Origin of the sequence: Paraburkholderia sp. RAU2J, assembly GCF_003634845.1 — a bacterium.
In the GTDB taxonomy this organism is placed as follows: Bacteria; Pseudomonadota; Gammaproteobacteria; order Burkholderiales; family Burkholderiaceae; genus Paraburkholderia; species Paraburkholderia fynbosensis.
The window spans coordinates 449,224-463,586 of record NZ_RBXG01000001.1 but is presented as its reverse complement, the minus strand read 5'-3'; the positions used below and the strand labels follow the sequence as shown (position 1 = coordinate 463,586).

Annotated in this window: 12 protein-coding genes, 1 pseudogene and 1 riboswitch; of the genes and pseudogenes, 12 read left to right on the top strand and 1 reads right to left on the bottom strand. The window is 66.9% G+C overall.

Going from position 1 to position 14,363, the window contains the following annotated elements:
- Nucleotides 1-184: 184 nt before the first annotated feature.
- A pseudogene (locus B0G69_RS02100) lies at nucleotides 185-755 on the bottom strand (TMEM165/GDT1 family protein); the annotation flags it as partial.
- 83 nt (nucleotides 756-838) lie between these two features.
- A riboswitch (yybP-ykoY riboswitch) is annotated at nucleotides 839-995 on the bottom strand.
- Nucleotides 996-1,593: 598 nt separating this feature from the next.
- On the opposite strand from B0G69_RS02100, the gene B0G69_RS02095 reads away from it, so the two are divergent.
- The 12 genes from B0G69_RS02095 to B0G69_RS02040 are packed head-to-tail and all read left to right on the top strand — an operon-like array spanning nucleotide 1,594 to nucleotide 14,363.
- Entirely contained in the window at nucleotides 1,594-2,388 is a 795-nt protein-coding gene (locus tag B0G69_RS02095; RefSeq protein ID WP_121315442.1) for a beta-ketoacyl synthase chain length factor, read from the top strand.
- A complete protein-coding gene (locus B0G69_RS02090; RefSeq protein WP_121315441.1) occupies nucleotides 2,372-3,166 on the top strand; it encodes a lysophospholipid acyltransferase family protein in 795 nt (264 codons plus the stop codon). Before B0G69_RS02095 ends, B0G69_RS02090 begins: the two co-directional genes overlap by 17 nt.
- Nucleotides 3,141-3,440 (top strand): phosphopantetheine-binding protein, encoded by a 300-nt coding sequence (locus B0G69_RS02085; protein ID WP_121315440.1) that lies wholly within the window; start codon nucleotides 3,141-3,143, stop codon nucleotides 3,438-3,440. Before B0G69_RS02090 ends, B0G69_RS02085 begins: the two co-directional genes overlap by 26 nt.
- 3 nt (nucleotides 3,441-3,443) lie before the next feature.
- Nucleotides 3,444-3,695 carry an acyl carrier protein gene (locus tag B0G69_RS02080; RefSeq protein WP_121315439.1) on the top strand — a complete coding sequence of 84 codons (252 nt, stop codon included), beginning with the start codon at nucleotides 3,444-3,446 and terminating at the stop codon, nucleotides 3,693-3,695.
- Nucleotides 3,695-4,357: a hypothetical protein gene (locus tag B0G69_RS02075; protein WP_121315438.1), complete on the top strand. Its 663-nt coding sequence runs from the start codon at nucleotides 3,695-3,697 to the stop codon at nucleotides 4,355-4,357. The genes B0G69_RS02080 and B0G69_RS02075 overlap by 1 nt, the downstream gene beginning before the upstream one ends.
- Nucleotides 4,354-6,069: an AMP-binding protein gene (locus B0G69_RS02070; protein ID WP_121315437.1), complete on the top strand. Its 1,716-nt coding sequence runs from the start codon at nucleotides 4,354-4,356 to the stop codon at nucleotides 6,067-6,069. The genes B0G69_RS02075 and B0G69_RS02070 overlap by 4 nt, the downstream gene beginning before the upstream one ends.
- Nucleotides 6,069-7,811 (top strand): glycosyltransferase family 2 protein, encoded by a 1,743-nt coding sequence (locus B0G69_RS02065; protein WP_121315436.1) that lies wholly within the window; start codon nucleotides 6,069-6,071, stop codon nucleotides 7,809-7,811. Before B0G69_RS02070 ends, B0G69_RS02065 begins: the two co-directional genes overlap by 1 nt.
- Nucleotides 7,798-9,402: an aromatic amino acid ammonia-lyase gene (locus B0G69_RS02060; protein ID WP_121315435.1), complete on the top strand. Its 1,605-nt coding sequence runs from the start codon at nucleotides 7,798-7,800 to the stop codon at nucleotides 9,400-9,402. Before B0G69_RS02065 ends, B0G69_RS02060 begins: the two co-directional genes overlap by 14 nt.
- On the top strand, nucleotides 9,399-9,830 hold the full coding sequence (locus tag B0G69_RS02055; RefSeq protein ID WP_121315434.1) for a thioesterase family protein: 432 nt from the start codon (nucleotides 9,399-9,401) through the stop codon (nucleotides 9,828-9,830). The genes B0G69_RS02060 and B0G69_RS02055 overlap by 4 nt, the downstream gene beginning before the upstream one ends.
- A complete protein-coding gene (locus B0G69_RS02050) occupies nucleotides 9,818-10,516 on the top strand; it encodes an outer membrane lipoprotein carrier protein LolA (protein ID WP_121315433.1) in 699 nt (232 codons plus the stop codon). Before B0G69_RS02055 ends, B0G69_RS02050 begins: the two co-directional genes overlap by 13 nt.
- A complete protein-coding gene (locus tag B0G69_RS02045; protein ID WP_241991256.1) occupies nucleotides 10,516-13,182 on the top strand; it encodes an MMPL family transporter in 2,667 nt (888 codons plus the stop codon). Before B0G69_RS02050 ends, B0G69_RS02045 begins: the two co-directional genes overlap by 1 nt.
- The gene (locus tag B0G69_RS02040) at nucleotides 13,179-14,363 is read left to right on the top strand and encodes a beta-ketoacyl-[acyl-carrier-protein] synthase family protein (RefSeq protein ID WP_121315431.1); all 1,185 of its coding nucleotides are present in this window, start codon (nucleotides 13,179-13,181) and stop codon (nucleotides 14,361-14,363) included. The genes B0G69_RS02045 and B0G69_RS02040 overlap by 4 nt, the downstream gene beginning before the upstream one ends.

Here is a 14,363-nt window from a genome sequence, read left to right as displayed (position 1 = left end):
AAGAGCGGCCCGGCGGGTTATCCCTGCCGGGCCGTTCTGTTTGTGCAGTCGTGAGAAGCAAAACGTCTCACGCGATCTGGAGTTTTACAGGCTGGCCGATGCAGCGAAGCGCAACGCTAGTGCGACGCACCCGAGCGCGCAGTGCCGCCCGAAGACCGCACAGACGTCGCCCGAGCGCCGCCTCAACGCCGACGCCAAACAACGCCATCGCCCCCAGCACCACGAACAGCACTGCCGCGATGCCGTGCACGAGCCCGGTCGGCAGGCGGTGGGCGAAGCGGTCGCCGAGCAGGATCGCCGGCACGTTGGCGATCATCATGCCGAGCGTGGTGCCTGCCACCACGCCGAAGAAATCGTGAAAGCGCGCGGCGAGAGCGACCGTCGCAATCTGCGTCTTGTCGCCCATTTCCGCGATGAAGAACGCCACCACGGTCGCGCCGAAGACACCGAAGTGCGTGCGGTTCGTGTTGGCTTCGTCCTCGTCGAGCTTGTCCGGCACAAGGATCCACAGGCCCATCGCGATGAACGAGGCGGCCAGCGCCCAGCGCATGATGGTTGGCGTCACCAGCGAGCCGAGCCAGGCACCGAGCGCACCCGCACCCGCGTGATTGATGAGGGTCGCGGGTTAGCACGCCGAGAATGATCGGTACGGGTTTGCGGTAGCGGGCCGCGAGCACGAGCGAGAGCAGTTGTGTCTTGTCGCCGATTTCGGCGAGCGCGACCGCTCCGGTCGAAATGAGAAAAGCGTGATTCACGATTGTGGGGTTTTTCGGGCCGAGATGTGAACGAGCGACGACCCACGACCCACGACCCACGACACGCCGGGCCCTGTTGCGGCGCGTCTGGATCATCGGTCTCGCCAGGCCAGAGGCTACGGCTGCCATGGCCATGCAGGCCAAGTCTGTTGACAGGCGCCCCCGCGAACCGCACGTTCGACGCACCGGGTACAGCGGTGCGGACATGGCGCGGGGCGGCTACTCCCCAATGAGCGACGGAGTACAGCAGGCAGGGATGTGTCTGATTGCGCGAGCGGGCTGCGCGGCGGCCGCGGCGTTTGCTCAGGCGGATCGGCGATGAGCGGGTTGAGCCCGGGATGTTTATCGCATACCAGGCCCGCCATAACGCTTGGCCTGTGTGCAAATGTTCGGATCTGAAACACCTCTGAAGAAAGTCGAATGAAAGTATTCGCGCAGATCGCGCGTTTTCGACCGGGCCGCCGGCTCGAACCGAAACATACCGGAAGGGACTTTCAGCGGGATCGCGGCGCGGAGCGCAAATGTCGATCCGGCGGTTCGGCGCGGTTCAGCCACCTGTCGCACCGGCGATACGGATACAGATGGATACGTCTTTTGTGGCTGATTTAATCCAGAATATTCAGTATGATTCCGGCGACCAGGAGCGCCTCGGACGATTCATCTGACTAAACGTCACAGGCCTCTAACAATTAGGGCCAAGTGCCGTTAATGCGCGACCCTATAAGAAAATTGCCCACCGGCTGGAGATCGCCGATCCGCGCGGCGCGTGCAGGCCGTGACGATTTGTGTTCCGTCTGGCGCCTGAGCCTCTCCCCCGTTTGAACGCGCAAGCACCGATATGCCCGATCTGCACTGGACCATTCCGGTCGGTCGCTGGTCTAGCTGGCCGGCCACCGCATCTGCCGCACCCGATATTGGCTTTATCGAGCCGATCGTGCGGCGTCGTCTGAGCACGCTGTCGAAAGTCGCGCTGAAGGTCGCGCACGACTGCGTCGCGCAGGACGCGGTGCGGGTGGTGTTCGCGTCGCGGCATGGCGAATTGCGCCGCACCACCGACATCCTGCGCAGCATCAGCGCTGGCGAACCGGTTTCGCCGACCGCCTTCAGCCTGTCGGTGCTGAACGCCATGACCGGTGTGTTCGGTATCGCGCGCGGCGACCGCTCGGCGGCCAGCGCGATTTCGGCCGGCGCGCAAACACTCGGCTACGCGCTGCTGGAAGCGCACGCGCAATACGCGACGCAGTCCGACTCGCCGGTCTTGCTGGTGTACGCCGACGAACCGGCCGACGCCGCCTACGGCACGATCGAAGACGAAGTGCAGGGCGGCGCGCTCGCCATTCTGCTCGACAGCGAGGCGGCGACCGGGCATATGGTGTGCTCCCTGTCACGCGCCGCCGGTGATCAGACGTCCGGGCGGCTCGGCGGCGTAAGCGAAGCCGGCGCAACCGAACCCGGCGAAACCGGCATCGACCCGGGCGCGGGCGCAAGCACCGGCATCGCTCCAACCCCCGCGCCCGCGTCCTTCGCGACCCAAAGCCAGGCGTTGCTGCACTGCCTCGAAACCGGCCAGCCTGCATGCTGGCAGCGCGCCGGCATCATCTGGCACTGGAGTTGGCATGACCGCGCGGCTTGATTATCTGTGGCGTTTTTGCGCGACCGGCGTGGCCTTCGTGATATTCGGCGTGTGCGGCATGCTGTTTTCCGTGCTGGTGTTTCCGCTCGCATGGCTGTGGCCGCATCGCGTGTCGCGGCAGCGGGCGGTGAGCGGCGTGATCCACTGGTTTTTCCGCGCGCTGATCGCTGCGTTGCGGCGCATCGGCGTGATGGCACTCGACGTGTCGGGATCGGACGCGCTGCGCGCCGGCGGCCCGGCGATCGTGGTCGCGAATCACCCGACCTACCTCGACGTGATGGTGCTGCTGTCGCTCACGCCGCGCGCCTGCTGCGTCGTGAAGAACGCGCACTGGCGCAACCCGTGTTTCTGGGGGATCGTGCGCGCGGCGGAATACGTCAGCAACGCGGACCCCACCGAATTGATCGAAGCGGGCGCACGGCAACTCGCGGCCGGCTACACGATGATTATTTTTCCCGAAGGCACGCGCAGTCCCGCGCCGAACCGGCTGCACGCATTTTCGCGCGGCTTCGCGCACATGGCGCTGAAGGTCGGCGCGCCGATCGTGCCGGTGCTGATGGATTGCGATCCGCCCGCGTTCACCCGGCAGATGCGCTGGTACGACGTGCCCGCGCGCGCGTTCCGGATGCGCGTGAACGTGCTCGATCCGCTCGGCGTCGAGCAGTTCGCGGCCCATGACACGGCACCGGCTCTGGCGGCGCGCAGCGTGACGAGCGCCGTCGAAGCCCACATTACCCGGCACCTGTTCGATTATGGATTCTTTAAAACTGGAAATTAAACAGCTTCTGATCGAAGCGCTCGATCTGGAAGACCTGAGCCCGGCCGATATCGACGACGATGCCCCGCTGTTCGACACCGACGGCATCGGTCTCGATTCGATCGACGCGCTCGAAATCGGCATCGTACTGCGCAAACAATACCAACTGACCATCGCGGCCAACGACGAACGCACGCGCGAACATTTTCGCTCGATCAGCACGCTAGCGGCGCTGGTCGAGAGTCAGCGCGAAGCGGCGCACGCTGCGAACGAAACCGCAAAGAAGGGGGAGTAAACCGTGTCCGACGCAGAGATTCTTGAACGCATCCGCGCGATCTTCAAAGAGAACTTCGCCATCGAGCCCGAACGGGTGACGCCCGACGCGCATCTGTTCGAAGACCTCGATCTCGACAGCATCGACGCCGTCGACCTCGCGATCAAACTGCAGGAAATGACCGGCCGCCGCATCAAGCCGGAAGAATTCAAATCGGTGCGCACCGTCGGCGACGTGATCGCTGCGGTCGAATCCCTGCTGGCGGCCCAAGGCTGATGCCGCTCGCGCGCTCGCGGGTGGCAGCGGCGCCGCCGGACGCTGCCGTGGCGACGCCCGGCACTGAGCGCCATTGGGGCAAGACCGTCGTGCAGGTGCTGTTGAAGCTCGCGTATCCCGCGCTGATTCTGTGCGCGTGGCGCTGGGACGAGCCGCGCCTCGTCGGCGGCATGCTGTTGGCGATTCTGTGGCTGCAGCGCTGGGCCGGCAGCGGCCCGGTCGCCGCTTCGCTGCGGCGTCTGTCGGCGCTCGACTGGAGCGTGGTCGGCTTGCTGAGTGTCGCGTCGGCGGCGATCGTCGTCACCGATAGCGAACTGCTGCTGCGCCTCTACCCGTCGCTCGTCAATCTCGGTTTGCTGATCGCGTTCGGTGCGACGCTCGTGCGCGGCCCGTCGATGATCGAGAAATTCGCGCGCCTCGGCAATCCCGATCTGCCGCCCGCGGCGGTCCATCACACGCGGCGCGTGACGCAGGTGTGGTGTGCGTTCTTCGTGCTGAACGGCGCGTTCTCCGCCTACACGGCGCTGTACTGGAGCCGCGCGAGCTGGTCGTTGTATAACGGCGCAATTGCCTATGGACTGATCGGCGTGCTGCTCGTGGCCGAACTCATCTGGCGTTATCTGGTCGTGTTGCCGCGAGCCGCGCGTTCGGAGGCGGCATGATCGCGTTGCATGATCTGCTTTCGGCTTGCGGGGAAGCTTCGTGGAACACGCCGGTGTGCCGGGACGGCGGCGAGGTGCTCGATCGCGCGGCATTTCGCGCGCGCGTCGCGGCATGGATCGCACGGGTGCAAACGCAGGCCGCGCAACGCTACGCGTTGTGTATCGACGATCCGTTCGACTTCGCCTGTGCGTTGTTCGCGCTATTCGCGTGCGGCAAGGAACCGGTGATTCCGGCCAACGCGACGCCCGGCTATCTCGCTGATCTCGCCGACGCCTACGATGCCATGCTGAGCGATGCGGATCTGCCGCCGTTCGCGCGGCAAGCGGGCGCAGACGCCAGCGCAACCGTCGGCACAGGACACTGCATCGACCCACAAGCTCCGCTGACGCTCTACACGTCCGGCAGCAGCGGCAGCCCCAAACCGATCCGCAAGACGCTCGCGCAGTTCGACGCCGAAGTGCACACGCTCGAGCAGCAGTGGGGCGCTTTGGTCGGCGACGCGACGATGCTTGCGAGCGTGCCGCATCATCACATCTACGGTTTGCTGTTTCGCGTGTTCTGGCCGCTGGCGGCCGGCCGCGCGTTCGACCGTGCGATCAGCGTCGAGCCGCTGCATTTGCAGAGCCGCATCGAGCAATGCGGTGCAACCGTGGTCGTCTCGACGCCCGCGCAGTTGTCGCGTTGGCCCGCGTTGCCCGGCTTCGCGTCGTTGCTGCCGGCCCCGCGCGCCTTCTTTTCGTCGGGCGGCCCGCTCGCGCTCGATGCCGCGCAGCCCTACGCCGCGGCTTACGGCGCTGCGCCGCTCGAAATCTACGGCAGCACGGAGACGGGCGGCATCGCGTGGCGGCGTCAGGATCGGACCGATGCGTGGCAACCGGTGAGCGGCATCGAAATTCGCCGCGATGAAGACGGCGCGTTGAACGTGCGCTCGCCGCATCTCGGTCACTCCGGCTGGCACCGCACCGACGATCAGATCGCCTGCGACGAGCACGGCCGCTTCCGTCTGCAGGGCCGGCTCGACCGTGTGCTGAAGCTGGACGGCAAACGCGTGTCGCTGCCCGAGCTGGAAGCGCGTCTCGCGCTGCATCCGTATGTCGCGCAAGCGGCGCTCGTGCCGCTGGCCGGCGCGTCGCGCGAACGCGTCGGCGCGCTGGTCGCACTGACCGAAGCGGGCAGCGTAGCCTTGCGCGACGAAGGCCGCGTGCTGCTCGCGCGAACCTTGCGCCGGCATCTCGCCGGTTATGTCGACGTGGTGGTGCTGCCGCGTCATTGGCGTTTCCGGCTGAGCTTGCCGTTCGACGCGCGCGGCAAGCTGCCGGTCAGCGCGGTGGCGGCCGCTTTCGGCGCGCGCGCCGAAGGTATCGAAGTGCTGGCCGAAGCGCTGACCCAGGCGCACAGCGGCGACACGCTGCACTACGAACTGCGCGTGCCGCCCACGCTCGTGCATTTCGCCGGCCATTTCCCGGGGCTGCCAATTCTGCCCGGCGTGGTTCAGGTCGACTGGGCGGTTCGCCTTGCCGCCGATCATCTGCCGGCCGTGCGTGCGGTGGCGTCGATCGATCGGCTCAAGTTCATGGCGCCGGTTTCGCCGGGCGCGGTGCTCAAGCTCACGCTGGCCCACGACGCCGCACGCCGGCGCGTGCAGTTCGCGTACCGGCTGGACGGCCGTGAATGCGCGTCGGGCGTGATCGTCTATCGGGAGCCCGGGTGATGAAGTTCGCTCCCTGCGTCGTCATTCCGATTTACAACCACAAGGACGCGATCGGCGCGAGCGTCGCGCATCTCGCGGTGCATCGCCTGCCGATCTTCGTCGTCGACGACGGCAGCGACGACGCGACCCAGCAGGTGCTCGCCGCGCTCGCGCAACAGTACGCAGGGCAACTCGCGCTGTTGCGGCTGCCTGTCAACGGCGGCAAGGGCGCGGCGGTGATGGCGGGGCTGCGCGCCGCGCGCGAGGCAGGGTACACCCACGCATTGCAGATCGACGCCGACGGCCAGCACGATGCGACCGACGTGCCGCGTTTCATCGACGCCGCGCGCGCCGAGCCTCGCGCGGTGATTCTCGGCCGCCCGGTCTACGACGAGAGCGTGCCGAAAGCGCGCCTCTATGGCCGCTATCTGACGCACGTGTGGGTGTGGATCGAAACGCTGTCGCTGACGATCCGCGACTCGATGTGCGGCTTCCGTCTCTATCCGCTGGCGCTCGCATGCGAGCTGATCGACAGTGTGCCGTTGCCCACGCGCATGGACTTCGACATCGAGATCCTCGTGCGCCTGCATTGGCGGCGCGCGGCGTTCCGATCGATTCCGACGCGCGTCACCTATGCCGCCGACGGCGTGTCGCATTTCGACGTGCTGTGGGACAACGTGCGCATCAGCCGCAGCCACACGCGGCTCGTGTTCGGCATGCTGTGGCGTCTGCCGATGCTGCTTGCGCACAAGCTGATGCCGCGCCGCGCCGCGCCCCTGGATGCGCCGAGCGAAGCACAACAACGCGATGAACCGGATGACGAGGCCTGGTGGCGGATCGCCGAACGCGGCAGCCACCTCGGCATGGCCTTGCTCGCGCTCAGTTGCAAGCTGTTCGGCCGCCGTTTCACCGGGCTCTGGCTGCATCCGGTCGTCGCGTACTTCCTGCTGACGGGACGCGCCGCGCGCGAGGCGTCGGGCACTTACTTCAGGCATCTCGGCGCGGCCGCGCCGCAAGACGAAACGCCGCGCCCGGGCTGGTTGTCCGCGTATCGCCACATGCTGGCGTTCGCGCAGTCGGGTTTCGACAAACTCGCCGCGTGGTCCGGCCGCTTCGATGACTCGGACGTGACGTTCGAAGATCGTTCGGCGTTCGAAGCATTGGTGGCGAGCGGCAAGGGCGCACTCGTCATCGGCGCGCATCTCGGCAACCTGGAGATGACCCGCGCGCTCGCCGCACACGGTGCTCACGCGAAGGTCACCGCCGTGGTCTACACGGAGCACGCGCGCCGCTTCAATAGCGTGCTGGCGTCGGCCAATAGCGAGTTCTCGCGGCATCTGCTCGAAGTCCGCGACTTCGGTCCCGAGACCGCGATGCTGATGCAGCAGCGCGTCGATGCCGGCGAGCTGCTGGTGATCGTCGGCGACCGCGTGCCCGCGCACGAAGCGGGCCGTACCACCGATGCGCGGTTTCTCGGCGCGAGCGCGCCGTTCGCGCAAGGTCCGTATGTGCTCGCGCACGCGCTCGGCTGCCCGGTCTACCTGTTCTTTTGCCTGAAAGAGCACGACGGTTATCGTCTGTATTTCGAGCCGTTCGCCGAACGCATCGAATTGCCGCGCCGCGAACGCGCGCAGCATCTCGCCACGTGGGCGCAGCGTTACGCGGCACGTCTCGAACATTATTGCCGCAAGGCTCCCTATCAATGGTTCAACTTCTTCGATTTCTGGGCCAGCCCCAAGCGAGGCGCGAATGGCCGAACATGATCTGAGCGAAGCCGGCACGAACACGCAAGCCGGGGTGAATCGACCCGCCGCGGCGGTCGTGATCGGCGCGCGCCAACTGACGATCGAAGAGGTCGTCGCGATAGCGCGGCAGCGCGCACCGGTCGCGCTAAGCGCGGACCCGGCATGGCGCGCGCGTATCCAGCGCGGCGCGGATTTTCTGCGCCGCCATCTGGCCGCGGGCGCGACCGTCTACGGCGTGAACACCGGTTACGGCGACGCCTGCGTGGTCGACGTGCCGATGGAACTGGTCGAAGCGTTGCCGCTGCAACTGATGCGTTATCACGGCTGCGGTATGGGCCAGTATCTCGACGACGCACAAACGCTCGCGGTGATCGCCGCGCGCCTGAACTCGCTCGCGTATGGTTTTTCCGGCGTGCGTCCGGTGTTGCTCGAACGCCTTGCCGATCTGATCAATCATCGCGTGTTGCCGCGCATTCCGGCCGAAGGCTCGGTTGGCGCGAGCGGCGATCTGACGCCGCTGTCGTATGTGGCGGCGGCACTTGCCGGCGAACGCGACGTGCAGTTCGACGGCGCGCTGCGCGATGCGCGTGACGTATGGACCGAACTCGGCCTCGCGCCGCTCACGCTCGCACCGAAAGAAGGCCTCGCGCTGATGAACGGCACGGCGGTGATGACAGGCCTCGCCTGTCTCGCGTTTGTCCGCGCGAATCATCTGACGCGGCTCGTCGCGCGTTTGACGGCGCTCTCGACCGTCGCGCTCGACGGCCGCGCCGCGCATTTCGACGCGACGCTGTTCGAGGTGAAGCCGCACGCGGGCCAGGCCGAAGCAGCCGCATGGATTCGCGACGATCTGAGGGGCCGCGACGATACGCCGGGGCATCGTCTGCAGGACCGGTATTCGATTCGTTGCGCGCCGCACGTGATCGGCGTCGCGCGTGATGCGCTGACGTGGGTGCGCCGCGACGTCGAGAACGAATTGAACAGCGCCAACGACAATCCGCTGATCGATCCCGACAACGGGCGCGTGCTGCACGGCGGTAACTTCTACGGCGGGCATATCGCGTTCGCGATGGATGCGCTGAAGGTCGCGCTCGCGAATCTCGCCGATCTGATGGACCGGCAACTCGCGCTGCTGGTCGACGTGAATTTCAACAACGGCTTGCCGCGCAATCTGTCGGGCGCCGAGGCCGCGCGCGCCGCGATCAATCACGGCTTCAAGGCCGTGCAGATTTCGTCGTCGGCATGGACTGCGGAAGCGTTGAAGAACACGATGCCCGCGAGCGTCTTTTCGCGCTCGACCGAGTCGCACAATCAGGACAAGGTCAGCATGGGCACGATCGCCGCACGCGACTGTTTACGCGTGCTGGAGTTGACTGAACAGGTGGCCGCCGCGCATACGCTCGCGACGGTGCAGGCCGCGCGGCTGCGGTTGCGGATCGACGGCGCGACGCCGGTGCCTGCGCCGCTGCGGCGGTTTATCGACGAGGTGGGCGCGGTGTCGCCGTTCGTCGCCGAGGACCGGGCGCTGGAGAGCGAGCTGCGCGCATTGACCGCGCGCATCGCCGCCTGCGAGCTGCTCGACGACTATCGTCAGGGAGCGAATGCATGAGCGCAACGCCGAAAGTGCTGAGCGCGAGCGCGACGGTCGAAGTGGCGTTTCACGACGTCGACGCGATGAACGTGTGCTGGCACGGCAACTATCTGAAGTACTTCGAGATCGGCCGTGCAGCGCTGCTGCGCGCGTTCGACTACGACTACCGCGAGATGCAGGCGTCGGGCTATCTGTGGCCGATCGTCGAGGCGCATCTGAAGTACGTGCGCCCGGCCGTCTACGGTCAGAAGCTCGATGTGCGCACGCAACTGCTCGAACACGAAAATCGTCTGAAAATAGGCTATGAAATCGTCGATTGCGAATCCGGCACGCGACTGACGAAGGGCTATACGATCCAGGTCGCGGTCGATGCCGCGACCCAGGAGTTGCAGTTCGTCTCGCCACCGGTCGTGTTCGACAAGCTGGAGCGAGTATGGGGACGATGACATTGCGTGCGCTGATGGTGAGCGCGGTGAGCATGTCGAGCCTGATCGGCGTGGTTGGCGTGACGGCATGGCCGGCACCAGCCGTGAGCGCAACGGCGGCAACGGCGGCAGCCACCGCACCCGCCGGCAACCCCGCGCTCGTTTCGCAGATCGCCGCGCACCTCGCCCAGGCCAAGGGGGTGCGCGCGCAGTTCACGCAGACGCAGACACTGGCCGCAATGAAACAGCCGCTCGTCAGCAACGGCTCGCTGCTGTTCCTGCGCGAGCGCGGCGTGCTCTGGCAGATCGACACGCCGTATAAGGCCGCCTATGTGATCACCGACGCGGGCGTCGTGCAGATCGACGCCACCGGTCGGCGTGTGAACGCCCACGGCGCGCAAGGCACGCGCGGCGTCGCGCAGGTCTCGAAGATGATGCGCGCGATGCTCGGCGGTGACCTGTCGGCGCTGTACTCGCAATTCGACGTGCAGGCCGAAGGCAGCGCCGCGCAATGGCGCATGCAGCTGACGCCGAATCAGCCGCAGATCGCGCAATCGATCAAGCGTCTGGAGATGGAGGGCGGCGACTATCTGCAAAGCTTGCGCATCACGCTGGCAAACGGCGATGTGACGAAGCTAGAGTTCACCAGGAGTACGGCGGTGAGCGAACCGACGGCGGCTGAAGGTAGCCTGCTCGGAGCGCCGTAATGAATATACGGGACGTGCGACACATGCCGCAACAGCGGTCCGCGAAACGGACGTGGGGCGTGCGCGCCGCGTGGCTGCTGCTCGCGCTGATCGCGGCGCTGTATTGCGCGTGGCGCTTCGCGGGGCCGTCGCCGTTGCAGACCAATCTGCTCGCGCTTCTGCCCGCCACCGAGGCGGACCCGGTCGCCGAAAAAGCGCTCGACACGCTGGCGAGCGCGCTCGGCGACCGCACGGTGCTCCTCGTCACGAGCAACGACGACGCGCACGCGAAAGCGGCGGCGAGGCAGCTTGGCGCGGCGTTGCAAAAGAGCGGGGCGTTCGGCTCGGTGACGGCGGAGTTGCCGCCGTTCGATCTCGCGCAGATTGCTGCGTTGTACATGCCCTATCGCTTTGGCTTGTTGACGCCGGCCGATCGCGCGGCGCTGGCTGGAGGGGCGGCCTCAGAAAATGCAGCACTCGCAGCCAACTCGACCCTGCGCGACACCCTCGCCCAACGCATCTACAGCCCATTACACGGCGGCCTGACCACGTCGCTCGCCGACGATCCGTTCGGCTGGCTCGAACGCTGGCTTGGCGGCCTGCCGCTCGCGACGTCGAACCTCGACATCGAAGACAACCTGCTGGTGGCGCATCGCGGGGCCGCGACCAGCGTGCTGATCGTCGCGACATTGCCGGGCTCCGCGTACGAAACCCAAACGCAGCGCGCGGTGCACGCGGCGCTCGTCCAGGGCGAAAGCGCGTTGCGGCAGACGTTCCCCGATGTGTCGGTAGCGCGCACCGGGGCGGTGTTCTACGCGGAGTCGGCGCGCAGCGCGTCCGAGCGCGAAGTGCATCTGATCGGCGTCGCGTCGCTGTGCGGGATCTCGCTGCTGATGATGTGGGTATTCCGCTCGCCGCGTCTGTTGCTGCTCGGCTTCGTGTCGACGGCGCTCGGCATAGTCTGCGCGCTCGCGGCCACGCTGCTGGTCTTCGGCCAGCTACATCTGCTGACGCTGGTGTTCGGCGCGAGCCTGATCGGCGAGGCCGTCGATTATTCGATCCAGTACTTCGTCGTGTATCTCGGCGCGCAGCGCGACTGGGACGCACGGCGCGGCGCGCGCACGGTGCGGCCCGCGCTGACGGTCGCGTTGCTGACGAGCCTGCTCGGCTACGCGATCCTGCTGTGGGTGCCGTTCCCCGCGCTCAAGCAGATCGCGTGCTTCGCGATGGTCGGCATCGCGACCGCGTTCGCGTCCGTGCTGTCGCTGTTGCCCACGCTGTTGACCCGCGCGCCGAAGCGCAGCCCGCAACGCGTGTTCGCGGGTGCCGCACGCTTGCTGACGCTCTGGCATCGCGCGATGGGCGGACGGCGCGCATGGGGCGTGGCGGTGTTGTTGCTGATCGCCGCGATTCCCGGCTGGCTGCGCCTGACCAGCGACGATGATATCCATCTGCTGATCCAGCGCGACCCGTCGCTCGTCGCGCAGGAGAACAAGGTGCGCGATGCGGTGGGCATCGATAACAGCGCGCAGTTTTTCGTCGTGCGCGGCGCGACGCCGGAAGTCGTGCTGCAACGCGCCGAAGCGTTGGGCGCGAAACTGGACGGCTTGAACGGTACGCCGAACCAGGTCGGCGGTTATCAGTCGGTGGCGCAATTCGTGCCGTCGGCACAGCGGCAGAACGACGACCGCGCGCTGCTCGCGCAGCATGTGTTCAACGATCCCGCTGCATTGCGCGCGACGCTGCTGCAAGCGGGCTTCAAGGACGAAGTCGCCGATGCGTGGCTCGCCGCTTACGCGAAGCGACAAGCGCCGCTCACCGTCGAGCGCTGGCTGGCCACGCCGTGGTCGCAACCGTACCGGCATTTGTGGCTCGGCGAAGTCGGCCCGGCCGCGAAAACCTATGCGGCCGTCGTGATCCCGCAAGGCGTGACGCCGCACAACGCGCCCGCACTGAACGCGCTCGCGCAAGGCGTGCCGGGCGTCGCGTTCGTCGACAAGGCCGCGAGCGTGTCGAAACTGTTCGGCGCGTATCGTGTCGACAGCGGCTGGTGGCTCGGCGGGGCGCTTGCACTCGTGCTCGTATTGCTGACCGTGCGATACGCGCCGAAGAAAGCCTCTTTCGGTAGCGCTTCGAATGAAGCCGCCTTGGGGCACACTCCGCAGAAAACCGTGTTGCAAAACGCCTCAGAGCAAGAGCTTTTATGGGCCGCGCGACCCGACGCTCGGCTCGCGCCCACGCAACGTGAAGCCTCTTCGGTGGACGCCCGGAGCAAGGCCTCTGCGTCCGACGCTTCGCAAACGGTCTCCCTGGCAGCCGGCCTGCGCGGCGGCATCGCCACCACGTTGCCGGTGGCGCTCGCAGTCGGCGTGACGCTCGCGGTGTTCGGCTACGCGGGCGTACCGCTCAACCTGTTCAACTGGCTCGCGTTGATGCTGGTGCTCGGCGTCGGCGCAAACTATGCGGTGTTCCTGCGCGAAGGCTGCCTGCGCGCGGACGCGGATCTCGGCGCGGTGTGGACCGGCGTGCTGCTGTCGGCGGCCACCACGCTGTTGTCGTTCGGCATGCTCGGCATGAGCGAGATGCCCGCGCTGAAGAGCTTCGGCGCGACGCTCGCGCTCGGCATCGCGGTCTCGGTGCTGCTCGCGCCGATCGGCATGCCATCGGAATCGAGGAGGGTGGCATGAAGGCGCCATCGGTTTATTTGCATGCGCTCGGCATGATCAACGCACTGGGCGGCAACATCGACGAGATCGTGCCGGCGCTCGCCGCGACGTGCGCACCTGGCATGGCGAACGTGCATACCGGCATCGGCGACGCGTTTGCCGGCAGCGTGCTTGCGCCGCTGGATCTTGCGCCGCCCGCTGCCCTCGTGCGGTACGACTGCCGCAACAACCGTCTGCTGCTGGCCGCACTCGCGCAGATCGCCCCCGCCATCGACGCCGCGCGCGAGCGTTACGGCGCTCACCGGATCGGCGTGGTGCTCGGCACCAGCACGTCGGGCATCGAGGCGGCCGAAGCCGCGTTCGTCTACCACGCGCAGGCGGGCCAGTTGCCCGAGAACTTCAACTACCGGCAGATGGAGATCGGCACCGCCGCGCCGTTCGCCGCCGCCGCGCTCGGTGTGCAAGGGCCGGCCTTCACGATTTCGACCGCGTGCACGTCGAGCGCGAAAGCCTTCGCGTCGGCGCGGCGTTTGCTGCAATTGCAACTGTGCGATGCGGTGGTGGTGGGCGGCGTCGATTCGCTCTGCGAATTGACCGTGCAGGGTTTCGCGTCGCTCGAATCGACCAGCGGCGTGCGCACTAATCCGATGAGCGTGAACCGTTGCGGGATCAACGTCGGCGAAGGCGCGGCCGTGTTTTTGATGAGCCGCGACGAAGCGGCCGTGCGTCTCGCGGGCCTCGGCGAATCGAGCGACGCGCATCATATTTCGTCGCCAGACCCGCAGGGCGCGGGTGCCGAGCTGGCGTTGCGCGAAGCGCTCGCCGATGCGGGCATCGGACCGTCCGCGCTCGACTATGTGAATCTGCACGCCACCGCCACGCGCAAGAACGACGAGATGGAAGCGAAGCTGATGGCGCGCGTGTTTCCCGACGGCGTCGCGACGAGCGGCACCAAGCCCTTGACCGGCCACCAGCTCGGCGCGGCGGGCGCCACCGAACTTGGCTTCGCGTGGCTCACGCTCGCACGCGACGACGTGCCACTGCCGCGTCACGTGTGGGACGGCGAGGCCGATCCCGCATTGCCGGCGCTCGACCTCGTGGAAAGCGAGCGCTTCCTGTCGCGCGGCGCAGGCGCTCAATACGTGATGAGCAATTCGTTTGCGTTTGGCGGCAGCAACGTCAGCCTGATCCTCGCACGGTGA

What these genes read in the sequence shown, in the direction of transcription:
- B0G69_RS02095 (WP_121315442.1), top strand. Translation starts at nt 1,594, where the DNA reads ATGCCCGATCTGCACTGGACCATTCCGGTCGGTCGCTGGTCTAGCTGG.
- B0G69_RS02090 (WP_121315441.1), top strand. Translation starts at nt 2,372, where the DNA reads ATGACCGCGCGGCTTGATTATCTGTGGCGTTTTTGCGCGACCGGCGTG.
- B0G69_RS02085 (WP_121315440.1), top strand. Translation starts at nt 3,141, where the DNA reads ATGGATTCTTTAAAACTGGAAATTAAACAGCTTCTGATCGAAGCGCTC.
- B0G69_RS02075 (WP_121315438.1), top strand. Translation starts at nt 3,695, where the DNA reads ATGCCGCTCGCGCGCTCGCGGGTGGCAGCGGCGCCGCCGGACGCTGCC.
- B0G69_RS02070 (WP_121315437.1), top strand. Translation starts at nt 4,354, where the DNA reads ATGATCGCGTTGCATGATCTGCTTTCGGCTTGCGGGGAAGCTTCGTGG.
- B0G69_RS02065 (WP_121315436.1), top strand. Translation starts at nt 6,069, where the DNA reads ATGAAGTTCGCTCCCTGCGTCGTCATTCCGATTTACAACCACAAGGAC.
- B0G69_RS02060 (WP_121315435.1), top strand. Translation starts at nt 7,798, where the DNA reads ATGGCCGAACATGATCTGAGCGAAGCCGGCACGAACACGCAAGCCGGG.
- B0G69_RS02055 (WP_121315434.1), top strand. Translation starts at nt 9,399, where the DNA reads ATGAGCGCAACGCCGAAAGTGCTGAGCGCGAGCGCGACGGTCGAAGTG.
- B0G69_RS02050 (WP_121315433.1), top strand. Translation starts at nt 9,818, where the DNA reads ATGGGGACGATGACATTGCGTGCGCTGATGGTGAGCGCGGTGAGCATG.
- B0G69_RS02045 (WP_241991256.1), top strand. Translation starts at nt 10,516, where the DNA reads ATGAATATACGGGACGTGCGACACATGCCGCAACAGCGGTCCGCGAAA.
- B0G69_RS02040 (WP_121315431.1), top strand. Translation starts at nt 13,179, where the DNA reads ATGAAGGCGCCATCGGTTTATTTGCATGCGCTCGGCATGATCAACGCA.